The 23,835-nt window shown below is 60.9% G+C and carries 24 protein-coding genes; 11 read left to right on the forward strand and 13 right to left on the reverse strand.

Annotated features, from left to right (window positions below):
* Positions 1-672 carry an N-acetylmuramic acid 6-phosphate phosphatase MupP gene (mupP, locus tag ACFZPT_RS03300; protein ID WP_034112495.1) on the forward strand — a complete coding sequence of 224 codons (672 nt, stop codon included), beginning with the start codon at positions 1-3 and terminating at the stop codon, positions 670-672.
* Positions 673-858: 186 nt separating this feature from the next.
* Positions 859-1,599 (forward strand): YciK family oxidoreductase, encoded by a 741-nt coding sequence (locus ACFZPT_RS03305; protein WP_034096528.1) that lies wholly within the window; start codon positions 859-861, stop codon positions 1,597-1,599.
* 76 nt (positions 1,600-1,675) lie between these two features.
* Here ACFZPT_RS03305 and ACFZPT_RS03310 read toward each other — a convergent pair whose 3' ends face one another.
* The 6 genes from ACFZPT_RS03310 to ACFZPT_RS03335 are packed head-to-tail and all read right to left on the reverse strand — an operon-like array spanning position 1,676 to position 7,836.
* The gene (locus ACFZPT_RS03310) at positions 1,676-3,190 is read right to left on the reverse strand and encodes an ABC transporter substrate-binding protein (RefSeq protein ID WP_099312529.1); all 1,515 of its coding nucleotides are present in this window, start codon (positions 3,188-3,190) and stop codon (positions 1,676-1,678) included.
* A gap of 32 nt (positions 3,191-3,222) precedes the next feature.
* Positions 3,223-4,194 carry an ABC transporter ATP-binding protein gene (locus ACFZPT_RS03315; RefSeq protein WP_099312531.1) on the reverse strand — a complete coding sequence of 324 codons (972 nt, stop codon included), beginning with the start codon at positions 4,192-4,194 and terminating at the stop codon, positions 3,223-3,225.
* Positions 4,191-5,147, reverse strand: coding sequence for an ABC transporter ATP-binding protein (locus ACFZPT_RS03320; RefSeq protein ID WP_099312533.1), 957 nt, complete (start codon positions 5,145-5,147; stop codon positions 4,191-4,193). Before ACFZPT_RS03320 ends, ACFZPT_RS03315 begins: the two co-directional genes overlap by 4 nt.
* A complete protein-coding gene (locus ACFZPT_RS03325; protein WP_047882749.1) occupies positions 5,144-6,001 on the reverse strand; it encodes an ABC transporter permease in 858 nt (285 codons plus the stop codon). The genes ACFZPT_RS03320 and ACFZPT_RS03325 overlap by 4 nt, the downstream gene beginning before the upstream one ends.
* Positions 5,998-6,945 carry an ABC transporter permease gene (locus ACFZPT_RS03330; protein ID WP_034096523.1) on the reverse strand — a complete coding sequence of 316 codons (948 nt, stop codon included), beginning with the start codon at positions 6,943-6,945 and terminating at the stop codon, positions 5,998-6,000. Before ACFZPT_RS03330 ends, ACFZPT_RS03325 begins: the two co-directional genes overlap by 4 nt.
* Before the next feature lie 3 nt (positions 6,946-6,948).
* Positions 6,949-7,836, reverse strand: a complete 888-nt coding sequence (locus ACFZPT_RS03335; protein WP_034096522.1) for a proline iminopeptidase-family hydrolase — start codon at positions 7,834-7,836, stop codon at positions 6,949-6,951.
* A gap of 183 nt (positions 7,837-8,019) precedes the next feature.
* Between ACFZPT_RS03335 and ACFZPT_RS03340 the strand changes: the two genes are divergently transcribed.
* The gene (locus ACFZPT_RS03340) at positions 8,020-8,784 is read left to right on the forward strand and encodes a LuxR family transcriptional regulator (RefSeq protein WP_034112490.1); all 765 of its coding nucleotides are present in this window, start codon (positions 8,020-8,022) and stop codon (positions 8,782-8,784) included.
* Between the two features lie 95 nt (positions 8,785-8,879).
* On the forward strand, positions 8,880-9,812 hold the full coding sequence (locus tag ACFZPT_RS03345) for a proline iminopeptidase-family hydrolase (protein ID WP_034096520.1): 933 nt from the start codon (positions 8,880-8,882) through the stop codon (positions 9,810-9,812).
* A gap of 36 nt (positions 9,813-9,848) precedes the next feature.
* On the opposite strand, the gene ACFZPT_RS03350 is transcribed toward ACFZPT_RS03345, so the two are convergent.
* Positions 9,849-11,351, reverse strand: coding sequence for a nucleobase:cation symporter-2 family protein (locus ACFZPT_RS03350; RefSeq protein WP_034096519.1), 1,503 nt, complete (start codon positions 11,349-11,351; stop codon positions 9,849-9,851).
* Between the two features lie 157 nt (positions 11,352-11,508).
* Between ACFZPT_RS03350 and ACFZPT_RS03355 the strand changes: the two genes are divergently transcribed.
* Complete coding sequence (locus ACFZPT_RS03355) at positions 11,509-12,342, forward strand: nucleoside-binding outer membrane protein (RefSeq protein ID WP_034137430.1); 834 nt, start codon at positions 11,509-11,511, stop codon at positions 12,340-12,342.
* A gap of 228 nt (positions 12,343-12,570) precedes the next feature.
* Here ACFZPT_RS03355 and punC read toward each other — a convergent pair whose 3' ends face one another.
* A complete protein-coding gene (gene punC / locus ACFZPT_RS03360) occupies positions 12,571-13,755 on the reverse strand; it encodes a purine nucleoside transporter PunC (RefSeq protein WP_034096517.1) in 1,185 nt (394 codons plus the stop codon).
* Between the two features lie 122 nt (positions 13,756-13,877).
* Between punC and punR the strand changes: the two genes are divergently transcribed.
* Positions 13,878-14,801 (forward strand): DNA-binding transcriptional activator PunR, encoded by a 924-nt coding sequence (gene punR / locus ACFZPT_RS03365; protein WP_034096516.1) that lies wholly within the window; start codon positions 13,878-13,880, stop codon positions 14,799-14,801.
* On the opposite strand, the gene ACFZPT_RS03370 is transcribed toward punR, so the two are convergent.
* Positions 14,773-15,951: an aspartate aminotransferase family protein gene (locus ACFZPT_RS03370; RefSeq protein ID WP_099312535.1), complete on the reverse strand. Its 1,179-nt coding sequence runs from the start codon at positions 15,949-15,951 to the stop codon at positions 14,773-14,775. The two genes, punR and ACFZPT_RS03370, sit on opposite strands and share 29 nt — an antisense overlap.
* A 102-nt stretch (positions 15,952-16,053) precedes the next feature.
* On the opposite strand from ACFZPT_RS03370, the gene ACFZPT_RS03375 reads away from it, so the two are divergent.
* Positions 16,054-16,959, forward strand: coding sequence for a LysR family transcriptional regulator (locus ACFZPT_RS03375; RefSeq protein ID WP_099312537.1), 906 nt, complete (start codon positions 16,054-16,056; stop codon positions 16,957-16,959).
* On the opposite strand, the gene ACFZPT_RS03380 is transcribed toward ACFZPT_RS03375, so the two are convergent.
* Both ACFZPT_RS03380 and fabV read right to left on the reverse strand, forming a co-directional pair.
* Positions 16,956-17,579, reverse strand: a complete 624-nt coding sequence (locus ACFZPT_RS03380) for an HAD family phosphatase (RefSeq protein ID WP_034096513.1) — start codon at positions 17,577-17,579, stop codon at positions 16,956-16,958. The genes ACFZPT_RS03375 and ACFZPT_RS03380 overlap by 4 nt on opposite strands.
* A gap of 208 nt (positions 17,580-17,787) precedes the next feature.
* The gene (gene fabV / locus ACFZPT_RS03385) at positions 17,788-18,984 is read right to left on the reverse strand and encodes an enoyl-ACP reductase FabV (RefSeq protein WP_034096512.1); all 1,197 of its coding nucleotides are present in this window, start codon (positions 18,982-18,984) and stop codon (positions 17,788-17,790) included.
* A gap of 307 nt (positions 18,985-19,291) precedes the next feature.
* On the opposite strand from fabV, the gene ACFZPT_RS03390 reads away from it, so the two are divergent.
* The 4 genes from ACFZPT_RS03390 to ACFZPT_RS03405 all read left to right on the forward strand — a co-directional run bounded on the left by ACFZPT_RS03390 (position 19,292) and on the right by ACFZPT_RS03405 (position 22,450).
* On the forward strand, positions 19,292-20,116 hold the full coding sequence (locus tag ACFZPT_RS03390) for an aspartyl/asparaginyl beta-hydroxylase domain-containing protein (protein WP_099312539.1): 825 nt from the start codon (positions 19,292-19,294) through the stop codon (positions 20,114-20,116).
* 147 nt (positions 20,117-20,263) lie between these two features.
* Positions 20,264-21,637 (forward strand): nucleotide 5'-monophosphate nucleosidase PpnN, encoded by a 1,374-nt coding sequence (gene ppnN, locus ACFZPT_RS03395; RefSeq protein WP_034096510.1) that lies wholly within the window; start codon positions 20,264-20,266, stop codon positions 21,635-21,637.
* A gap of 163 nt (positions 21,638-21,800) precedes the next feature.
* On the forward strand, positions 21,801-22,058 hold the full coding sequence (locus tag ACFZPT_RS03400) for an AbrB/MazE/SpoVT family DNA-binding domain-containing protein (protein WP_034096509.1): 258 nt from the start codon (positions 21,801-21,803) through the stop codon (positions 22,056-22,058).
* The gene (locus ACFZPT_RS03405) at positions 22,055-22,450 is read left to right on the forward strand and encodes a PIN domain-containing protein (RefSeq protein ID WP_099312541.1); all 396 of its coding nucleotides are present in this window, start codon (positions 22,055-22,057) and stop codon (positions 22,448-22,450) included. The genes ACFZPT_RS03400 and ACFZPT_RS03405 overlap by 4 nt, the downstream gene beginning before the upstream one ends.
* Positions 22,451-22,457: 7 nt before the next feature.
* Here ACFZPT_RS03405 and ACFZPT_RS03410 read toward each other — a convergent pair whose 3' ends face one another.
* Both ACFZPT_RS03410 and ACFZPT_RS03415 read right to left on the reverse strand, forming a co-directional pair.
* Positions 22,458-22,787: a YXWGXW repeat-containing protein gene (locus ACFZPT_RS03410; protein WP_034096507.1), complete on the reverse strand. Its 330-nt coding sequence runs from the start codon at positions 22,785-22,787 to the stop codon at positions 22,458-22,460.
* Between the two features lie 132 nt (positions 22,788-22,919).
* Positions 22,920-23,813, reverse strand: coding sequence for a DMT family transporter (locus ACFZPT_RS03415; RefSeq protein ID WP_099312543.1), 894 nt, complete (start codon positions 23,811-23,813; stop codon positions 22,920-22,922).
* Positions 23,814-23,835 lie beyond the last annotated feature (22 nt).

Consider the following 23,835-nt stretch of genomic DNA (forward strand, 5'->3'; position numbering starts at 1 on the left):
GTGAAGTTGCGAGCGGTTCTCTTCGATATGGACGGCACCCTGCTGGACACGGCGCCGGACTTTATCGCCATCTGCCAGGCCATGCGCGCCGACCGAGGCCTGGCGCCGATCAACGACCAACACATCCGCGATGAAATCTCCGGCGGCGCGCGTGCGATGGTCGCGGTGACGTTCTCGATGGACCCCGAGTCCCCAGGCTTCGAGGAACTGCGCCAAGAGTTTCTCGAACGCTACCTCAAGGGCTGCGCGATCCATAGCAAGCTGTTCGACGGCATGGGCGATCTGCTGGCGGACATCGAAAAGGCCAACCTGATCTGGGGCGTGGTCACCAACAAGCCGGTGCGCTTTGCCGAGCCGATCATGCAGCAGTTGGGCTTGGCCGAGCGTTCGGCATTGCTGATCTGCCCGGACCATGTGAAGAACAGCAAACCGGACCCCGAGCCGCTGATTCTGGCGTGCAAGATGCTCGACCTCGACCCGGCCAGCGTGCTGTTCGTGGGTGACGACCTGCGTGACATCGAGTCCGGCCGCGACGCCGGCACGCGCACAGCCGCGGTCACCTATGGCTATATCCACCCGGACGACAACCCGCGCCACTGGGGCGCGGATGTGGTGGTGGATCACCCGCTGGAACTGCGCAAGGTGCTGGATAACGCGCTATGCAGTTGCTGATGGCTCATCGATCCAGCTGGCCGATGAAGATCCCCTGTGGGAGGGGGCTTGCCCCCGATTGCAGTGTGTCAGTCACTGCATTTGTTGACTGATCCACCGTTATCGGGGGCAAGCCCCCTCCCACAAGGGATCTCCACCGGTCTCAAGTTTTGTGCTGAAACATGTTGAATTCTGTCGAGGCTATTTATGTTTGATTACTCCGCACGTCCAGAACTGCTCAAAGGCCGCGTCATCCTGGTGACCGGTGCCGGTCGCGGGATTGGCGCGGCAGCGGCGAAAACCTATGCCGCCCATGGCGCCACCGTGCTCTTGCTGGGCAAGACCGAAGCCAACCTGGCCCAGGTGTATGACGAAATCGAAGCCGCTGGCCACCCGCAACCGGTGGTGATTCCGTTTAACCTGGAGACCGCCCTGCCCCATCAATACGATGAATTGGCGGCGATGATCGAGAAGGAATTCGGCCACCTCGACGGCCTGCTGCACAACGCCTCGATCATCGGCCCACGCACGCCGATCGAACAGTTGTCCGGCGAGAACTTCATGCGGGTGATGCATGTGAACGTCAATGCGATGTTTATGCTGACCAGCACTTTGCTGCCGCTGCTCAAGCTGTCCCAGGATGCATCGGTGGTGTTTACGTCCAGCAGCGTCGGGCGCAAAGGCCGGGCGTACTGGGGCGCGTATGGCGTATCGAAGTTCGCCACCGAAGGCTTGATGCAGACCCTGGCCGACGAACTGGAGGATGTGGCGGCGGTGCGGGCCAACAGCATCAACCCAGGCGGCACCCGCACCAGCATGCGTGCCCAGGCTTATCCGGGGGAAAACCCGATGGAAAGGCCCGCGCCGGAAGAGATTATGCCGGTGTACCTGTACCTGATGGGGCCGGATAGCGCGGGCGTGAATGGGCAGGCATTCGATGCCCAGTAACCACTGACACAACTGGAACAAAATGTGGGAGGGGGCTTGCCCCCTCCCACATTTGCATTGCGCGGTTCCCTGATTATTAGTTTTTCACCACTTCCTCAAGGGTGAAGCGGCCCAGTGGGTTTTGCAGGAAGTTGCTTACGTTCTTACGTGAGATGTTGATGTACGGGCTGTAGTACAAGTCGATCCAGTTCACGTCCTGTTTCGCCAGTTTCTGCAGTTCCACATACATCTGCTCGCGCTTGGCCGGGTCGGCTTCGATGCGGGCTGCGGCTACCAGGTCCTTGACCTTATCGTTCTTGTAACGGGTCATGTAGTTCTGATTGGTGTCGTGCCCCAGCACGAAGGTGGTTTTCTGGTCCGGGTCGAGGATGTCGTTGGTCCAGTACATAACAGAAATATCGTACTCACCGTCCACCAGCATCTGCCAGCTCTGGGTGGGGTCGACCTTCTGCAGGTTGGCGGTCACGCCGACCTTGGCCAACTGGTCCTTGATGATCACCGCGATCTGCTCGTCGGCTTCGTTGCCGGCATTGACCACATAGTTAAGCTTCAAGTCCTTGGCGCCGGCCTGCTCCAGCAGCTTTTTGGCGGCGGTAGGGTCATACGGGCGTTGCAAGTTGTTGGCGTAGTGGTACAGCGAGCCTTTTGGGATGTAGGAATAGGCCACGGTGCCTTGTCCGTACGTGACGGTTTTGACCAGCGATTGCTTATCGATGGCCATGTCCAGCGCCTGGCGCACTTCCGGCTTGGCCAGCAGGCCGTGGGCATGGTTGATCAGCAGGTGATCTTCGCGGGTGGATGGGTCGGCGTGAACCACCACGTTTTTGTCTTTCTTCAGTTCTTCAACCCGGGAGAATGGCACGAAGATCGCGGTATCGAGTTCGTTGTTCTGCACCATGCGCATACGGGTGTTGTCGTCGGTCACCGAGACCCACTCCACGCCGTCCAGGCTGACGTTTTTAGCTTGCCAGAAGTTCGGGTTCTTCTTGAGGATCACCCGATCGCCCTTGCGCCACTCTTCCACAGTGAACGCACCCGACGTCACCGGATTTTCTGAGTAGGCGTCTTCGCCCATGGAGGTCATGGCTTTTTCCGACAGGATCGACACCGTCGGCGAAGCGAGCTGGGACAGGAAGGCCACCGCCGGGGTCTTGAGGGTGACGACCAGGGTTTTCGGGTCGGCGGCTTTCGCAGTGTCGATCAGGCTGAACGGGTCACTCCACAACGAGGCTTTGTTGTCGCGGATGCGCAACAGGCTGAAGGCGGCGTCGGCGGCGGTGATCGGCGAACCATCGGAGAATTTCGCGTCGCGCAGGGTGAAGGTGTAAGTCAGGCCGTCCTTGGAAATGTCCCAGCGTTCAGCCAGGCCCGGTTCCATCTTGGTGCCCAGGTTATCCACGCGCACCAGGGTGTCGTAGACATTGGCGAACACCCAGGTATCGCGGTTCTGCGCACTTTTGATCGGGTCAAAGGTGGTGCTGTCTTCACGGCAACCAATGGTGAGCACACCGGCGGCCTGGGCGAAACCGGCGGTCAGCGACCAGGCGGTCAGCGTGGCGGCGGCGAGTAACTTCAAGTGGCGGGATTGCATGTCATAACTCCTTGTTCATGAATGGCAGAGGGTTAAAGCAAAGGCGTTTCAAGCACGCAACTGTACCGATGCTCGTGCAGGTGATGGGTAGGCGGCAACGCCACGGAACACATTGCCCGCGCATGCCGGCAACGGGGGTGGAAGGCACAGCCGGTCGGCAAATTCAGTGGGCTTGGCGGCTCGCCCGGCAGGGGTTCGGTCGGCAATGGCCGCTGCGGGTCGATCTCGGGAATCGCCTGAATCAACGCCGCCGTATACGGATGACGCGGCGCACTGAACACCGCTTCCACCGGCCCTTCTTCGACGATCTTGCCCAGATACATCACCGCCACGCGGTCGCACAGGCGCCGCACGATGGCCAGGTCATGGGCGATAAACAGGATCGCCAGGTTCATACGCTGTTGCAGTTCCAGCAGCAGGTTGATGATCTGGCCTTGGATCGACACATCCAGCGCCGCCACGCATTCATCGGCGACGATCAAACGCGGCTCCACCGCTAGCGCGCGGGCGATGCCGACCCGTTGGCATTGACCGCCGCTGAGAGCACCGGGTTTGCGCGTAGCCAGTTCAGGTCGCAGGCCCACCAGTTCGAGCAGTTCATTGACCCGCGCCGGAATCTGCGACGCAGCGACCTTGCGCTGCACCCGCAACACTTCGGCCAGAGTCTCGCCAATGCTGTGCCGTGGATTGAGCGCGGCGTACGGGTCTTGGAAGATCATTGCGGTTTCATGGCGCAGGCGCGTGATGTCGACGGCGCTGGCGTGGGCCATGTCGACACCATCGAACACCACCTGCCCGGCGCTGATGGGGTTGAGGTGCAGAATCGCCCGGCCCAGGGTGCTCTTGCCGCTGCCCGACTCGCCCACCAGGCCCAGGGTTTCGCCGGCCGCCAGGTTCAGCGACACACCGTTCACCGCCCTCACCCACTGCTTGTTCAGCCCGAACACGCCGCTGCCGGAGGCCGCGAAGCGGACTTCCAGGTCCTTGATCTGCAACAGGCTCATGGGCGGTCTCCCAAGGGGTAGTGGCACGCCACCCGCGCGCCATGGGGCAACTGCTCGGTGCATAACGCGCCCACTTGCGGGCACCGCGGGCTGAAGCGGCAGCCGGCGGGCAATGCGTCGAGCAACGGCGGCTGGCCGGGGATGGTACGCAGCAAGGCGTGGCCACTGCTATGGGCCGGCTGGCAGTCGATCAGGCCGGCGGTGTACGGATGCTGTGGATACGCCAGCACCTCGTACTTGCTGGCGAGCTCGCACAAACGCCCGGCATACATTACCGCGATGGAGTCGCAGGTCTGCGCCACCACGCCGAGGTCGTGGGTGATCATGATGATCGACAAGCCGCGCCGGTCGCGCAGGTCCAGCAACAGACGCAGAATCTGCGCCTGCACGGTCACGTCCAGGGCAGTGGTCGGTTCGTCGGCGATCAGCACCTTGGGGTTGCAGCCCAGTGCCACGGCGATCATCGCGCGCTGGCGCATGCCGCCGGAGAATTCGTGGGGGTAATTGTCGACGCGGGCCTGCGGATCGGGAATGCCGACCTGCCGCAGCACCTCGACGGCCTGACGACGCGCGTCCTTTTTCGACGCGCCCTGATGCAACCGAATGCCCTCGGCGATCTGCTCACCGATGCGCATCAATGGGTCCAGGTGGCTGCTGGGGTTCTGGAAAATCATGCCCAACTGCCCGCCGCGCACCGCGCGCATGTCGGCCTCGCCCATGGCCAGCAGGTCCTGACCGGCCAGGCGCACCGCGCCGCCCTGCACGCGCAGGTTGGGCGATGGCAACAGGCGGATCAGGCCGCGACAGGCCATGGTCTTGCCCGAACCGCTTTCGCCCACCAGGCCGAGAATCTCGCCTTCGGCCAGGTCGAACGAGACACGGTCCACCAGGGTCACGTCATGCCCGGCGTTGTTGGCGATCACGCTCAGGTCGCGTACCTGCAACAGGCTCATGAGCGGTCCCCCAGGATCTGCGCCACACCGTCGGCCAGCAGGCTGAAGCCCATGGCAAGGGTCACGATGGCCAGGCCGGGAAAAGTGCAGATCCACCACGCCGTGGTGATAAACGCCTGGCCTTCGGCAACCATAGTGCCCCACTCGGCTGTCGGCGGTTGCACCCCCAGGCCCAGGTAGCTCACGGCTGCGCCATTGAGCAGCACCAGCACCGCGTCGGACATGGAAAACACAATCGAGCCGAACATCGCATTGGGCAGCAGGTGCCGAAACAGGATGCGCCCGTGGCCAAAGCCCAGGCTCTTGGCGGCCAAGGCGAAGTCGCTTTCCTTGAGCACCAGGATCTGCGAGCGGATCAACCGCGCGTAAGACACCCAACCCACCAGCGCCATGGCGATATAGAAGCTCTTCAGGCCCGGACCGAGGATCGCCATGATCGCCAGCATCAACACTAGGAACGGGAACGCCAGAATCACATCGATCACGCGCATGCACACGCTGTCGAAACGACCGCCGATATAGCCCGAGACCGCACCGATAAACGTACCGATGAGAAACGGGAAGATCACTCCGACCACCGCCAATTGCAGATCAATACGCGCGCCCCAGACCACACGCGAAAGAATGTCTCGACCGTAGTTATCCGTGCCAAATGGATGGGCCAGACTGGGCGCCAACAGGCTCAGATCGGTATTCTGCGCAATCGGATCGTACGGCGCGATCCACGGCGCAAACAGCGCCAAGCCAAGCCACACGCCTAAAACCAGCAGGCCCCACGCGGCCGTCAACCGGCCATTGCGCAAACCGAATCGTAGCCGCAGGCGCCACGGGGCAATCAGGGGGCGGCTACTCATTGCATTTTTACCCGTGGGTCGAGGGCGACGGTTACCAGGTCGGCGACGAAATTGACCAGCACGGTAGCGCACGCCAGCACCATTGCCACGCCCTGCACTACCATGTAATCGCGGGTAAAGATGCCGCGCACCAGCAACTGGCCGATGCCGGGAATGGCGAACAGGCTTTCGATGACCACCGTGCCGCTGATCAGCCAGCCAATGTTGACCGCCAGCAAGTTGACCGCAGGTACTAGGGAGTTGGGCAACACATGCCGACGAAACACCGCCGCCTCCGACAGCCCACGCGCCCGGGCGGCGGTGACGTGGTCGGCCTGCAGCTCCATCAACATGCTCGCACGCAGGTTGCGCACCAGCACTGCCGACAACGCCAGGGCGATGGTCAAGCACGGCAACACCATGTGGTGCGCCTTGTCCAGCCAGGTACGGCCGTAGCCGGAGACCGGGAACAGCCCCCATTGCACGCTGAGCAGTAGGATCAGCATCAAGCCCAGCCAGAACGCCGGCATGCCCAGGCCGACTGTGGTGAAGACACGAATCAGATTATCCGCCCAGCCGCCCTTATGCCGCGCGGCCACGCTGGCCAGCGGCAGCGCGATCAGCAGCGCCAGCAATACGCTGCCGAGCACCAGCATCAGGGTCGGTTCGATCCGGGTCACGATCAGTTTCAGCGCATCGACCTTGTATAACAGCGACTGGCCGAGATCGCCCTTGAGCAGGTTCTTCAGGAAGTAGAAATATTGCAGCCACAGCGGCTGGTCGAGGCCGTACTGGGCGCGGATTTTCAACAGCGCATCGGGTGTGCTGCGCGAACCCAGCAGCGCCCGCGCCGGATCGCCGGGAATCGAGCGCACCAGCACGAACGTGATCACGCTGATGCCAAACAGCACCGGCAGCAGTTGCAGCGGCCGGTACAGCACGAAACGGTAACGCGCCAGGTTCATCCGTCAGCCTCGATGGCGAGCGAGAAAGTCCAACAGCACCGGGAAGTATGCCTGGGGTTCTTCGTAAAACGGCATATGGCTACTGTTGGGGAAGACATGCAATTCGGCGTGCCGGGCCGCCATTTTCATGCGCATGGCGCAGGCCGGCGTGAGTTCGTCGTGCTGCCCGGTGGTGATCAGCATGGGCATCGTGAAGTCGGCCATTTCAGGGATGCGGTTCCAATCCTTGAGGTTGCCGACGTAGAGAAACTCGTTGGGGCCCTGCATGGTTTCATAAGGCCCCATATTCCAGTCGCCGAGGGAGCGCTTGACCGGCTCGGGCCATTCGTCCAGACGGCACACATGGCGATAGTTGAGCAAGGTGATCGCGGCCTGATACTGCGGGTGGTCGAGGGTGCCCATGGCTTCGTGGCGTTGCATCATGGCCACGGTTTCGCTGCCCAGGGCACCGCGCAGGCGCTCCAGTTCCTGGGACAGGTGCGGGATATCGCCGACGGTGTTTTCCAGGATCAGGCTTTTGAGCGCGTCGGGATAATGAATGGCGTATTCGATGCCCAGCCAGCCGCCCCAGGAATGGCCAAGCAGATGCACGCGGCCCAGGCCCAGGGCCTGGCGCACGGTTTCGACTTCTTCGACATAACGGCGGATTTCCCACAGGGAAACATCGGTCGGTCTGGCTGATGCCCCCGTGCCGAGCTGGTCGAATGCGACCACTCGCAGGTTATGCTCCTTGAGCCAGCCATGGGCGTCGCGCAAGTAGTCACACGGCAGGCCGGGGCCGCCATTGAGGCACAACAGCACCTCATCGCCCTGGCCAAAGCTGTAGACCACGAGGTTATGGCCATCGACTTGCACGTTGTACCGCTGGTCGGGGGCAATTTCACGCCACATGCATACATTCCTTGTGTTGTATCGGCCTGGCAGGTAGCGGCCGTTTATCAGGCCAACACTACCGAGGATGCCGTGCGTCCATAACCTAGTATTTCTTATAGGTTTGGCCTGGCAGTCCTTCGCCGGGGCGTGGCATTCTACTTGGCGCAAGTCGAGATTCAAATGAAAACGGGAGCAGAACGGATGCTGACCAAGCTAACTGCATTCAACGACCGTCTGATGCCGGGCAGGAGCCTGGATGAACAGATGGACAACACTTTCATCCTCGCCCGGCAACTGGGCTTCGACGCCTTGGTGTATGACTACACACCGGTGCCGATGGACCAAAACGGCGCGTTGATCACCCCTTCGGTGCTGGAACTGCGCAACACCCCGCAGGACTGGCACGCCTTATGGTGCAGCGAAGGCTTCTATCAGATCGATCCAGTGCAGCACCTGGCGCTGAGCACAGTGTCGCCGTTTGTGTGGTCCTACGACGTCAAAGCCGATACCCCGCTTAAAAAGGTCATGGACCCCTGCCATGCGCCAGTGTCTTCCTACCTGCACGACCAGCAACTGACCTGCGGGGTCAGTGTGCCGATCCATTTGCCCCGAGGCGGTTTTGCCTCACTGACCGGCCTGCGCGTCGGCAAGACCCGCACGGTGCTGCAGGATGCGCAACACACCCTGGCGGATTTCAGCTTGATCACCCATGCCTTGCAGGAAGCGGCCTACCCGCTGTTCGGCAAAGAACTGCGCAGCTACCCGCATATCCGCCTGACCAAACGCGAACGCGAGTGCCTCAAATGGGCCGCCGAAGGCCTGACCGCGGCGGAAATCGCCACCCAGTTGAGCCGTTCACTGGCCGTGGTGACCCTGCACCTGGCCTCGGCGATGCACAAACTGGGGGCCAAGAATCGCGTACAGGCCGTGGTGCGCGCTACCCATTACCGCCTGCTGGAAGACTGATCCACCGATAAAACCTAGCTGTTTTGCTAGTTACCTAAATGTGCGCGGCGGCTTATCGTGACCCTGATCCTTTTTTTCAAAGAGCAGGGTACGAAATGGAATTCATCGAAAAAATCCGCGAAGGGTATGCGGCGTTCGGCGCCTACCAGACCTGGTACCGCGTCACCGGCGACCTGAACAGCGGCCGCACGCCGCTGGTGATCATCCACGGTGGCCCCGGCTGCACCCATGACTACGTCGACGCCTTCAAGGACGTCGCGGCCAGTGGGCATGCCGTGATCCATTACGATCAACTCGGCAACGGCCGCTCCACCCATTTGCCCGATAAAGATCCGTCCTTCTGGACGGTCGAACTGTTCCTCGCCGAGCTGAACAACCTGCTGGACCACCTGCAGATCAGCGATAACTACGCGATCCTGGGTCAGTCCTGGGGCGGCATGCTTGGCAGCGAACACGCGATCCTGCAGCCGAAGGGCTTGCGCGCGTTTATCCCGGCCAACTCGCCGACCTGCATGCGTACCTGGGTCAGCGAAGCCAATCGCCTGCGCAAACTGCTGCCTGAAGGCGTGCACGAAACCCTGCTTAAACACGAAGCCGCAGGCACCTACCAAGACCCGGAATACCTCGCCGCGTCGCGGATCTTCTATGACCAGCATGTGTGCCGGGTCAACCCATGGCCGGAAGAAGTGGCCCGCACCTTTGCCCAGGTCGATTCGGACCCTACGGTGTACCACGCCATGAGCGGCCCCACCGAGTTCCACGTCATCGGCAGCCTGAAGGATTGGAAATCGATTGGCCGTTTGTCGAAGATCAACGTACCAACCCTGGTGATCTCCGGCCGCCACGACGAGGCCACACCGCTGGTGGTCAAGCCGTTCCTGGATGAGATCGCCGATGTGCGCTGGGCGCTGTTTGAGGACTCCAGCCACATGCCCCATGTGGAAGAACGCCAAGCGTGCATGGGGACTGTGGTGAAGTTTTTGGATGAGGCGTGCGCAGTACCGCACGCAACACTCAAGGCAGGTTGAGTTGAGTGTGGGAGCAAGCGGGCTTGCTCCCCCCCTTCACACCTCGGAAGTCTCAGGCTTTGATGGCTGCCTTGCCGGTTCAGCCATCAGCGGAATCTCTTTGCCCTCGGCATCAAACAGCTTGCCGCCCCTGAAGTAATCCCCATCCCGCAGCGCCGCCACATCGTGGAAGCACAGGCTGCGTTCTGTCCCCGCGACAAACACCGACTGCTGGTCCGAGTTGCCGGCGGTGAAATGGTTGAACGCCAGGTTCAGCAGGATCGCCATGATCGCCGACGAACTGATGCCGGAATGGAAAATGGTCGCGAACCAGCTGGGGAAGTGATCGTAGAAGCTCGGTGCGGCGATGGGGATCATGCCGAAGCCAATGGAAGTGGCGACGATGATCAGGTTCATGTTGTTGCGGTAATCCACCTTGGACAAGGTGCGAATCCCACTGGCTGCCACCGTGCCAAACAGCACGATCCCGGCTCCTCCCAGCACCGACGTCGGCACCGCAGCAATCACCCGCCCCATAAACGGCAGCAATCCGAGGATCACCAGGAATAGCCCACCGGTGGCCACTACGAAACGGCTTTTCACCCCGGTGACCGCCACCAGGCCGACGTTCTGGGCAAAAGCGCTTTGGGTAAACGAACCGAAAATCGGCGCGAACATGCTCGACAGCATATCGGCGCGCAGGCCGTTGCCCAGGCGTTTGGAATCGACCTTGGTGTCGATGATTTCACCCACGGCCAGGATGTCCGCCGAGGTTTCCACCAGGGTCACCATCACCACGATGCACATCGAAATAATCGCGGCGATGTGAAAGGTCGGCATGCCGAAATGGAACGGCGTGGGGAAGCCGAACATCGGCCCTTGGGCGACGCCCGAGAAGTCGGCCATGCCCAGCAGCACCGCGATCAGCGTGCCGATCACCATCGCCAGCAGGATCGATAAACGCGAAATAGTGGCGCTGCCGATTTTGCTCAGCAGCAACACCAGCACCAGGGTCAACGCCGCCAGACCGATATTGGACATGCTGCCGAAATCCGCCGCGCGGCTGTTGCCACCCATGGCCCAGCGCGCCGCGACGGGCATCAGGGTCAGGCCGATGGTGGTGATGACAATACCGGTGACCAATGGCGGAAAGAACTTGGTAATCCGCGAGAACACCGGCGTGATCAGCAGCCCGATCAAGGACGCGGCCATCACCGCCCCCAGGATCGCCGGTATACCGCCCGCTCCGTCACTGCCAACGATCGCCACCATGGTGGCCACACCGGCGAACGACACGCCTTGCACCAGTGGCAACTGACAACCGAAAAATGGCAGGCCAAGGGTTTGCAGCAGAGTCGCCAATCCACCGGCAAACAACGACGCAGCGATCAGCAGGCCGATATCCGCCGGCGATAAGCCGGCCGCCTGGCCGACGATCAACGGGACGGCGACGATGCCGCCGTACATGGTGAGTACATGCTGCAGGCCGTAAGCCATATTGGCCGCGACGCCGAGATTCTCATCTTCTGGCCGCTGCGGTGACGCCTTCGGGGTAGTCATGGTGAGGGGTTCTCTGTTTTTGTTGTGGGGCCACTGTATGCAATCCTATGACTGTATGTCCATAGAGTTGTATACAATCATTCAGACAAGATACCCTCCGCCGGCGTTACAAAAACCATTCGGCCGATGAGCCGCAACGCCAAAGGACACAAAAACAATGAAAAAGGCATTACAGGGCGCTACCGTCGCACTCACTCTGCTGGGCGGCGGGGAGGCTGTCGCGGTGGAGTGGATGAACAACAGCGTAGGGTTTCGCTACGGCCAGCAGTTCACCAACCCGAACAACCCCGATGAATTCAGCAAGCGTATCTACAGCTTCACCCACGCCAGCGGCTACCGGTACGGCAGCAACTTCCTCAACCTGGATGTGTTTCTGTCCGACAGCCGCGACCCACGCAAGGGCACCGATCACGGCGGCAGCGAGGTGTACGCGGTGTACCGGCACCAGCTCTATGCGTCGCGGGTATTCGACAGGCCGCTGGGCACGGGTGCGATCAAGGATTACGCCCTGACCCTGGGCTTCGACGCTAACCGAAATAACAACTTCGCCTCCGCGAAGAAACGCGCGCTGGTGATCGGCCCGACCGTGAAATTCAATACTGTCGGCGTATTGGACTTGAGCCTGCTGTATTACAAGGAGCGCAACCACACTGGCATTCCCGGCGCCCAGGAATCCGACCACACCTTCGACGACACCTACATGCTTAACCTGACGTGGATGCGCCCGTTCGAGATCGCCAACCATGGGGCGAAATTCCAAGGGTTCATCAATTACGTCGGGGCTAAAGGCGAGGACTACCACGGCCGCGACACCGCCGCCGAAGCGCTGATGCGCACCGCGTTGATGGTGGCCGTGCGACCGGGCAAGAGCGTCAAACCGAACCTGTACCTGGGCGTGGGTTACGAGTACTGGCATAACAAATTCGGCGTGGACGGCGGCCGCGGCAGCCGCACCTCCACGCCGACCGTGAATATGGAAATCACCTTTTAATCACGGGTGCTGCTGTGAGTCGGACACACCGCATTCGCAGCCATTAGGGCCGCTGCGCAGCCCAGCGCAGGGCAAGCCTGCTCACCACTGGGAAGCAGCCCCCCGCAAATTGTGGTGAGCGGGCTTGCCCCGCGCTGGGGCGCGAAGCGGCCCTGTCTCCAGACACTGCGGTGTGCCAGGCATAAACAGTTTGCAGACTTTGGGGCAGCCGCTGCGCAGGATCCTCTTTCAGTTCAGCTCTGTCATCAGCTCGGCGCGATTGGCCTTCGGCCGGGCCAGCCAATATCCCAACACTGCCAACGGCGCGGTCGCCAGCATCACGATCACGGTGATCAATAGCGGATGTTCGAGCATCGATGACACCAGCAGGCTGCTCACAAAGCACAACCCCAGTTGCAGGGTGTTTTGCAGCGCTGCGGCCTTGCCGGAATTTTCCGCAAAGGGCATCAGCGCATTCGCCACCACGATGGGGTAACTGGCACCGTTGCACAACGCCATCAGGCAGAACGGAATTAGCAAGGTGGTCAGGGTCGGCACGGTCAACGTGGCAACCAGGTACAGCGCGCCCATGCTCACGCAGTAGGCCAGCAACAACCACGGCAGCAACGTTTTGCCCGGCAGATGCTGCAAGGCGCTGCGACAGCTGTAGCCGCCGATCAGGAACGCCAAGGTCGGCAGTACATAACTCAAACCGATATCGTTAGGGCTGTAGCCCATGCCGCCGAGGATAAAGGGAGAGGCCGTCAGCCAGGCGAAGAAACTGGCCGAGCACGCGGCAAAGATCATCACATTGCCGCTGAACACCCGCGATTTAAGCAACTGCCCATAACCCATACGTGCCGACGCCTGTGTCAGCCGTTTCGGCACGCTGCGCAGGAACAAGGTGGGCACCAGCAGCACCAGCGACACACCCAACAGCACGCCGAAGATTGCCTGCCAGCCCAGATGATTCAACACCACCGCTCCCAACAACGGCGCCAAAGCCGGCGACAGCGACATCAACGGCATGATGCTGGCAAATACCCGGTGGGCCTTATCGGCGGGGTAGCGATCGATCACCAGTGCCTGCCAACTCACGGCGGCGGAACACACCCCAACCGCTTGGATAAAGCGCAGGGCCAGCAGTTGCGCAGCGCTGTCGACCCAGAACATCCCGACGCAGCCCAGCACAAACAGGCTCAGGCCCGCGAGCAGGATTGGCTTGCGTCCTAGCCGGTCGGACAGCGGCCCCCAAATCAACTGCCCCAGCGCAAAACCTGCGAGGAATACGCTCAAGCTCGCGCCAACCGCGCTCGCGCTGATCTGCAAGTGCTCGCCCATGGCGCCGAACGCCGGCAAGTACATGTCCATGGCGAGATAACCGAGCATGCTCAGGCCCGCTAGATACCCGGTGAAACCAAACGAATTTTTCATTGAAGCCTTGCTGACATTGCCATCAAACTATTTGCTGACTAGCGCCCATTATGAAGCTGATAAATTCTGTGTGAAGCGATAATAATTGGGCACTCTTATCAATATTTTTGAAGGCAATAGCCATGTGGTCCGAATATTCTCTGGACGTAGTAGACGCAGTGGCTCGCCATGGCAGTTTCAGCGCCGCCGCTCAGGAATTGCACCGGGTACCGTCAGCCATCAGCTATACGGTGCGTCAGTTGGAAGAATGGCTGGCGGTGCCGTTGTTCGTGCGACGTCACCGTGACGTGGAACTGACCCCCGCCGGCCGCCTGTTTATCGACGAAGCCCGGGGGGTGATGAAGAAAATGCTCGGCACGCGGCGCTTGTGCCAGCAGGTGGCCAATGGCTGGAGCGGCCAGTTGAAGGTGGCAGTGGACTCCATCGTCAAGCCCCAACGCTGCCGGCAACTGGTGCTGGATTTCTATCGACAGTTCCCTGAGGTGGAATTGCTGTTGGAATACGAGGTGTACAACGGCGTATGGGATGCCCTGGCCGACGAGCGCACCGACATTGTGATCGGCGCCACCAGCGCGGTGCCGGTGGCCAGCCACTTTACCTTCCGCGACATGGGCCTGTTGAACTGGCTGTGCGTGGTCAGCGCAGAACACCCGCTGGCGAGGGCCGAAGGCTTGCTCAACGACGATCAGCTGCGCCCCTTCGCTTCGCTGTGCATGACCGATACCTCGCGCAACCTGCCCAAGCGAGATACCTGGACCCTGGATAACCAACGGCGCCTGGTTGTGCCCAACTGGGCGTCCGCCATCGATTGCCTGCGCGACGGCCTGTGTGTCGGCATGGCGCCGGCACATCAAGTGACGCCGTGGATCGAACGCGGCGAGCTGGTAGCGCTGCGACTCACCCGCCCCTTCCCCGCCAGCCCGTCCTGCGTGGCCTGGGCGCAGAACAAGCTGTCCCCGGCCATGGCGTGGTTGCTGGAATACCTGGGTGACACCGAAACCCTCAACCAAGAATGGCTCAATGGCCCTGATCCAATAACCGGCTAATGGCCCGCACGATCATCTCGACTTCCTTGCCGTCCAGGGTCAGCGGCGGCAGCAGGCGGATGATCTTGCCCCGCGTCACATTGATCAGCAGCCCATGTTCCTGGGCGGCGCGCTGGGCCAGGTCGCGATACGGGTTGGCCAGTTCGATGCCGATCATCAAGCCCTGCCCGCGAATCGCCAGCACCTGGGGGTGTTCCGCCAGCTCCACGCGCAGCCGCGCCAGCAAGCGTTCGCCCTGTTGCGCGGCGTTGTGCAGCAAGCCCTGCTCTTCGATGATGTCCATCACCGTGCAGCCCACCCGGCAAGCCAGCGGGTTACCGCCAAACGTGCTGCCATGACTGCCCGGCGTGAACAAGCGCGCCACACCGGCCCGCGCCAGGCAAGCTCCGATCGGCACGCCATTGCCAAGGCCCTTGGCCAAGGTCATCACGTCCGGCACGATACCTTCATGCTGGAACGCGAACCACGCACCGGTGCGACCGATGCCGGTCTGGATCTCATCGAGCATCATCAGCCAACCGTGGGCGGTGCAATGATCGCGCAGGCCACGCAAATAGCCGGGCGGCGCGGGCAGTACGCCACTTTCGCCCTGGATCGGCTCCAGCAACACAGCCGCGATACGTGCGCCGTGGGTGCGGGTGATCGCCTCAATGGCGGCCAAGTCACCGAACCGGACCTTGAGAAAATTCCCCGGCAAGCGCTGAAACCCAAGGCGTACCGACGGCCCGTCACTGGCCGCCATGGTGCCCAGGGTGCGCCCGTGGAAAGCGTTCTCCATCACCACGATCAACGGCTCTTCGATATCCTTTTTCCAGCCGTGCAAGCGCGCCAGTTTGAGCGCGGTTTCGTTGGCTTCGGCACCGGAATTGTTGAAGAACGCGCAATCCAGGCCGGACAGCTGCGCAAGACGCTGGGCCAGCCGTTGTTGCCAGTCGATGCTGTAGAGGTTGGAGGTGTGCAACAACAGACCGGCCTGCTCGCTGATGGCCGCCACCAGACGCGGGTGGGAATGCCCGATATTGGTCACCGCCACACCCGCCACCGCATCGAGGTACTCGCGACCCTGCTGGTCCCACAGACGCGTGCCCAGGCCACGGGCGAAGCTCAGGGCCAAGGGTTGGTAGGTGGTCATAAGGCAGGCGGCGGTCATGGTGCGGGCTCCAAGTCATCAGGTTGATGGTCTCAGTATCGTTAGCCACCTGAGCTGGATAAACTGCGCATTTGTGCAATGACTTTAAATCAGGGCTTGATAATGGATCTGTTCCAGGCAATGTCGGTGTACGTAAAAGTGGTGGAGACCGGCAGCATGACAGCGGCGGCCCACGCCTGCGGCATGTCGACCACGATGGTCGGCAACCACCTGCGAGCCCTGGAACAGCGCCTGGGAGTCAGCCTGCTCAAGCGCACCACGCGCAAGCAGAGCCTTACGGAGTTCGGCGGCCAGTATTACCAACGCTGTCTGGAGGTGCTGGGGCTGGTGGCCGACTCCGAACAACTGGCCGAACAGGCCCACAGCGACGTGCCTAGAGGCACCTTGCGCATCACCGCCCCACCCGCCTTCGGCACCGAGCGCCTGGCGCCGGCGTTGAGCGAATTCTCCCAACGTTATCCGCAGATCAAGCTCTATGTGGTGCTCAGCAACCAGCGCATGGACCTGGTCGACAGTGGCTTCGACGTGGCGATCCGCTTGGGCGAGTTGGAACCGTCGAGCCTGATCGCCCGGCCCATGCAGGACTACACCATCACCCTCTGCGCTTCGCCGAGCTACCTGGCGCGACGCGGCACGCCGACCAAGCCCGAAGACCTGCAACTCCACGACTGCCTGGCATTCGCCTATCCGTCCACCGACGACTGGCGCAACGCCGACAAGCTCTGGCGCATGACGGGAGCGGACGGCGAAGTGGAAATCCCGGTGTCGGGATCGTTGACCATCAATAGCTCACAAGCCCTGCGCCAAGCGGCGGTGCAAGGCATGGGCATCGTGATGCTGCCCGATGCGCTGGTCCAGCCCGATCTGCACAGCGACAACCTTGTGGCGTTGCTGACCGACTATCAATTGCCCAGCCGTCCCATGCATGTGCTGTACGGCCAGGATCGTTATCGCCTGCCCAAGTTGCGAGCGTTTGTCGATTTTGTGATGGAGAAATGGGCGCGCTAAAAGCCCACGCCCAATTCACGCAACCGTGCCGATGTCTGCTCGGCCGATACATGATGAATGCCCTGCCAACCCAAAGCGCTGGCGGCTTCGGCGTTGTCGGCCACGTCATCGATGAACACCACTTCGCTCGGCTGGATATCGGCCAGATGGGCACGCACCTGCGCGAGGCTGGCGTGGTAGATCGCCGGGTCGGGCTTGATCAGTTTCACTTCGCCAGACACGACGATGTCACGCAAGCACTGCAGGAACGGGTAGTGTTTACGAGCATAGGGGAAGGTTTCGGCAGACCAGTTGGTGAGCCCGAACAAGGGCATGTTTGCGGTGTGCAAGGCCTGGAGAATCGCCACGCCTTCAGGCAATGGGCCGCGCAGCATTTCGTGCCAGCGGTCGTAATAGGCCGTGATCAGGTATCTATGCTGGGGGTGTTGATCGATCAGGATTTGCGTGGCTTCGGCCAGCGGCCGCCCCGCATCCTGTTCGGTATTCCAGGCCTGGGTGCAGATGTTATCCAGGAACCACTGCCGTTCTTGATCGTCGGCAATCAGTTTGCGGTAGAGGTGATGCGGGCTCCAATCGAAGAGAACACCGCCGAAATCAAAAACTACTGCACGAATCGTCATCAGATCCTCCGTTGGCTTGGCTTGATAGCGGGAGGAGTCTGGCAGATTTGAAGGGAGGGAACGGCGCGCTGAAGCGTAAGAAACCTCTGAAACGCACACAAATCAAAGTGGGAGGGGGCTTGCCCCCGACGGCGGTAGCTCAGCTACAGCTGAGCTGTCTGACGCGACGCCATCGGGGCAAGCCCCCTCCAACATTTTTAACCGCGCTTTAGGCTTGAATCAGACCGTTGATCTTCACCGTCGGGTTCACGTCAGCCTCGTAGTCCACACCCTCGACTTCAAAGCCGAACAAGCGCAGGAATTCCGCCTTGTAGCCGGCAAAATCGCTGATCTCGTCGACGTTTTCATCGGTCACCTGGTTCCACAGCGCCGCCACGGCGTCCTGGACTTTCGGCTCCAGCTCAGCCAGGTCGGCACGCAGGCGGCCGTCGGTGTCGAGCTTCGGCGCTTTGCCGTACAGGCTGTCCTTGAACAGGCCGTAGACCTGCTCGATGCAACCTTCGTGGGTGCCCTGTTCTTTCATCACTTTAAACAGCAACGACAGGTACAGCGGCATGATCGGAATCGCGGAGCTGGCCTGGGTGACCACCGCCTTGAGTACCGACACGCGGGCGTCGCCTTTCAATGCCGCGAGGTTTTCACGCAGGGTCAGGACTTTCTTGTCCAGGTCTTTCTTGGCTTCGCCGATGGAGCCGTTCCAGTAGATGTCCTGGGTCAGCTTTTCGCCGAGGTAGGTGAACGCGGTGGTCTTGGCGCCTTCGGCCAGTACATCCGCGTCACGCAGGGCGTCGATCCACAGTTGCCAGTCTTCGCCACCCATGACCTTCACGGTGCCGTCGATTTCTTCCTGGGTCGCCGGCTCCAGGGTGGTGTCGACCACTACGCCCTTGTCGGTGTTGATACCACGCAGGGTCACGGCCTTGCCGATCGGCTTGAGCGTGGAGTTGTAGACTTCACCGGTCTTCGGGTCGGTACGGCGTGGCGCGGCCAGGCTGTAGACCACCAGGTCGATCTTGCCCAGGTCTTTCTTGATGGTGTCGATGGTCAGGCGCTTGATCTCGTCGGAGAACGCGTCGCCGTTGATGCTCTTGGCGTACAGGCCTTTTTCGACGGCAAACTTCTCGAACGCGGCGCTGTTGTACCAGCCGGCGGAACTCAGCTTGCCTTCTTCGCCTTCTTTCTCAAAAAACACGCCCAGGGTATCGGCGCCGCAGCCAAACGCGGCACTGATGCGCGCGGCCAGGCCGTAGCCGGTGGAGGCACCGAGAACCAGCACCTTCTTCGGGCCGCCTTCGATGGTTCCGTGTTGAGTCACGTAGTCGATCTGCTCTTTGACGTTCGCCTCACAGCCAACAGGGTGGGCGGTCACACAGATGAAGCCACGAACCCGCGGTTTGATGATCATAAAATTTCTGCCTCTTCCAAGGTGCCGAAGGCCAGTGGTAGCCATTCAACTTCAATCGTACCGGTCTATGACGTCCAAAAAACCGAAGCGTCACGATAGTCGCAAATCTTGCGTTTACAAAATCCAATGCACGGGACCCTGCGGGGTTAAAAACTGTGTAAAGCCTTCACAATTTCGCACTATTTAAAATGCCGACGGGGCGGCAAACGCCTTATGATGACGCAAATGTTTCAACATGTTTCAAAACCACCACTCGCGGCCACGGATACGGACCTGTCGAATGGCGTCCTGCTGGAGCTTGAGTGTCATGAATAAGGCTGCGTTGCGTAAAAAAGCGGTGTCTGTTGCCTGGGTTATCGGCGTGCTGCTGTTTATGGGAGTGTTTCCCATGACCACCGTGGTTTTTCTAAGCCTGGTGCTGGTCTGCGGGATCTACGATTTCCTGCGCAACGGCCTGTATGACGCGCCCACCGTCAAAAAGTATTTTATCGGCAGCGGCCGCAACACTTGGTTGCTGGCGCCGTTCAACACCCTGTTCGACCTGTTGAGTTCGCGCAATCGCCATGTGTATACGATGCGTGACTTGCCGCCTGCCTGGCGCGAGGAGCTGCAACAGGTGATCGACGATGCCATGGCCCACAAGGATGAAATCATCGGCTATCTGGATGAGCGCATGGCCGAGAAGAAACGCGGCATGTTGTTTTTCCAATGGTACGGTCGGCCGATCGAAACCACGCTGAACATCCCGCAACTGCGGCAAAAGCTGCCGTTCGTAAAAACCATCGGCGTGTCGGTATTCAACGAGAACCGCTCCACGTCTTTTCACTTCGGCCCGCTGCGCATGATGTTCCGCGTGCTCTACAACATGGCACCGGCGCCCCATCACGATGGGGTGTATATCCAGGTGGGCGAGCACAAGCACTACTGGCATGACGATCCGCTGTTTATCTTCGATGACACCCTGATGCACGCGTCCTTCAACAAAAACGACGCCAAGCGCTACTGCCTGTTTATCGACATTGTGCGGCCGACCCCGCTGCCGGCGGTGCTTAACGCCGTGATCGCCGGGTTTGCCGCCATGGTCTTTACCCTGCGTCGGGTTTTCTACAAAAACTGGAAGCTGATCGAGTAAGTTCTGCGGCATGATGGTGCTGGACGGTGTTTGCGCTCGGCCGTGTGGCTGAGGTAAAAACCGTCTCGTGCGACCGTGATCGGCGCCCACCTTTCTCAAGCCATCGCCCCCAAGGGGATGCGGTGGCTGCGCTTTCAAGGAATCAGAATGCCCCAACGTCAAGTCATCAATGCCTCCGTCAGCCCCAAGGGCAGCCTCGAAACCCTCTCCCAACGCGAAGTCCAGCAACTGAGCGAAGCCGGTACCGGCAGCATCTACACCCTGTTCCGCCAATGCGCCCTGGCGATCCTCAATACCGGCGCGCATATCGATAACGCCAAGACCATCCTCGACGCCTACAAAGACTTTGAAGTGCGCATCCACCAGCAGGACCGTGGCGTGCGCTTGGAATTGCTCAATGCCCCGGCCGACGCCTTCGTCGATGGCGAAATGATCGCCAGCACCCGCGAGATGCTGTTCAGCGCCCTGCGCGATATCGTCTATACCGAGAACGAGCTGGACAGCCAGCGCATCGACCTGAGCAACTCCCAGGGCATCACCGACTATGTGTTCCATCTGCTGCGCAACGCACGCACGCTGCGTCCGGGCGTGGAACCGAAGATCGTGGTGTGCTGGGGCGGTCACTCGATCAATACCGAAGAATACAAATACACCAAGAAAGTCGGGCACGAACTCGGCCTGCGCAGCCTGGACGTGTGCACCGGTTGTGGCCCAGGCGTGATGAAAGGCCCGATGAAGGGCGCGACCATTTCCCACGCCAAGCAGCGCATCACCGGCGGGCGTTACCTGGGCCTGACCGAGCCGGGCATCATCGCCGCCGAAGCGCCGAACCCGATCGTCAATGAACTGGTGATCCTGCCGGACATCGAAAAACGCCTGGAAGCCTTCGTGCGCGTGGGCCACGGCATCATCATCTTCCCAGGCGGCGCCGGCACCGCTGAAGAATTTCTGTACCTGCTGGGCATCCTGATGCACCCGGATAACCGCGATGTGCCGTTCCCGGTGATCCTCACCGGGCCACAACAGGCCGCGCCGTATCTGCAACAACTGCACGCGTTCGTCGGCGCCACCCTTGGCGAAGCGGCGCAGGCGCACTACCAAATCATCATCGACGACCCGGCCGAAGTGGCCCGCCAGATGAACGCCGGCCTCAAGGAGGTGAAGCAGTTCCGCCGCGAGCGCAACGACGCCTTCCACTTCAACTGGCTGCTGAAGATCGACGAAGGCTTCCAGCGCCCGTTCGATCCGACCCACGAGAACATGGCTAGCCTGCAACTGAGTCACGCCCTGCCGCCTCACGAACTGGCGGCGAACCTGCGTCGCGCGTTCTCCGGGATCGTGGCGGGCAACGTGAAGGACAAGGGCATCCGCCTGATCGAAGAAAATGGGCCGTACGAGATCCATGGCGATCCGGCGATCATGAAACCGCTGGATGAACTGTTGAAGGCATTCGTGGCCCAGCACCGCATGAAACTGCCCGGCGGCGCCGCGTATGTGCCGTGTTATCGCGTGGTGCAGTAAGCGCGTTCATAGTTTGTATTGCTTTGGCGCCGGATCGGGCGTGCGAGCGTTAAAAGTTCGGACTAGGTTTTGACCTACCCCACTTTTAACTTGAGCCGAACACGCTATGGACCAACGGACCTTGTCCTCCATCATTCCTTACCTTAGGGTAAGGAATACCCCGATGGAGCTCTTTGCTATGGCCACCGCCACCCTCACCTCTAAAGGACAAATCACGATCCCCGTGCAAGTCCGTACCGCCCTTGGCCTGGAAACCGGCGACCGCGTGGAATTCGTCGAGATGGAAGACGGCCGGTTTTCAATCGTTGCAGCGAGTAAAACCGTTCGCGATCTGAAGGGACTGATCCCAATGCCAGCCAAAGCGGTCTCGCTCGATGACATGAACCAGGCTATCGCTGCGCAGGGAGCTAAAGCTCGATGATCGGGCTGGATACCAATGTCTTGGTGCGCTACATCACCCAGGACGACCCGGTTCAGTCCGCTCAGGCGTCCGAATTGATCGAATCCCTCACTACAGTGTCTCCAGGGTTTGTCAGCCTGGTGTCGGTTGTGGAATTGGTGTGGGTCCTGCAGAGCTGCTACGCCTGCGCCAAGCGAGACGTGGTCAGCGTGCTGGAAACCCTGCTGCGCACCCGCGAGTTGACCCTGGAACATGCCGAAGTCATCTGGCAGGCGCTACGCAAGTTCGGCGCCGGCAAAGCCGATTTCGCCGACTGCCTGATCGAGCGGTGCGCCCATGGGGCCGGCTGTGAATACACCGCGACCTTTGACGCTAATGCCGCCAAGGCAGCCGGCATGAAGCGCCTGGGCTGAGCCGGGCTCAACGCACCCAGCCACCAATCTGCCAGTGAAAGCCATCACTGCGCTGCACCCAATGCGGATGCACATAGCGATAGCCTTCGCGCACTGGCTCCCAGTGGCCATGGACCGCCACGTAGCGACCGCCCTCCCAACGCCAATAACCGCGAGACCAGATATAGCCATAACGTGCTGGCGGTTCGACTTCGACCACTTGCACCGGCGGCGGCTGCGGCGCCACCACCTCGACATATTCCCGTTGCACCGGTCGGCGCTCATGCACCACACGCTCTTGCACACACCCGGACGCAGCCACGACCACCGCCGCCAATGCCGCATAACGTAGCAACATACAAACCCCTCGGGCGTAAGCGCCCAACACCTGCCACTGTCAAAAATCCCCCCGTTGCCGCAGCCATGCTCCTGCGTGGCCATGGACAATTTGTAACAGGCGATATCTGTCGGCTTGCTGAAGCTGACGGCATCACGATGTGCAGGCGACGGTCGGTCGCTTGAGTCGAACCAGAATCAGACCGGCGACAACCACCGCAATGCCGGCATAGGTGGAGGCGAGAATCGCATCGCCAAACATCAACGCCGCCCACACCAAGGTCACTGGCGGCTCAAGGTAAACCAGCACTGCCACATGGGTCGCGGTCATGAACCGCAGCAGCATCCAAAGACTCAAGTAGGCAATGAAGGTCGAGAACACCGTCAGCCAGACAATCGAGATCAGTACCTCAGGCTCACGGGGAATGCTCAGGGTGTCGGTATACAACACCGCAGCGGTAAACCCGATCAGCGTCAGCAGCGATTGGATAAACAGCGGCAACACCAGGCCCGTGCTGTGTTGTTGCGCCGAACGGCGCTCATACAGGGTTGCCAGAGTCAGCCCCAACGCCGACACCAGCGGCAACAGATACATGACCAGGCCAACACTTCGCCCGCTGCTGCCGTATTGCCCCGAGATGACGATCGACACGCCGACAAACCCGATCAGCAACCCCAACCACTGCCATCCACCACTGCGCTCCCCGGCGTTCCCCGTTGACAGCGCCGCCGTCATCAACGGCTGCAAGGCCGCGATAATGGCCGCGATCCCCGGCGGCAACCCGTTCTGGATCGCCACGTAAACGCAACTCAAGTAGAGAAACTGCGAAAGAAACCCGATCACCGCGTGATGGCGTATCTGCGCCCAGGAAACCTTGAGCAACCGCACATTCAAAAACATGCCCAGGCACAGCGAGACCAACAGAAATCGCCAGAACAGCAGGTTGAATGCACCGGCACTCTGCGCGCCCAATTTGGCGCCGATAAAGCCCGAACTCCAGGACAGGACAAACACCGCCTGCAGGAGCAGCAGCTTCACATAACCCATGCGAGGCGTGCCGTGAGTGGCG

This window comes from Pseudomonas sp. MD330_10 (assembly GCF_042610415.1).
Taxonomy (GTDB): Bacteria; Pseudomonadota; Gammaproteobacteria; order Pseudomonadales; family Pseudomonadaceae; genus Aquipseudomonas; species Aquipseudomonas rhodesiae.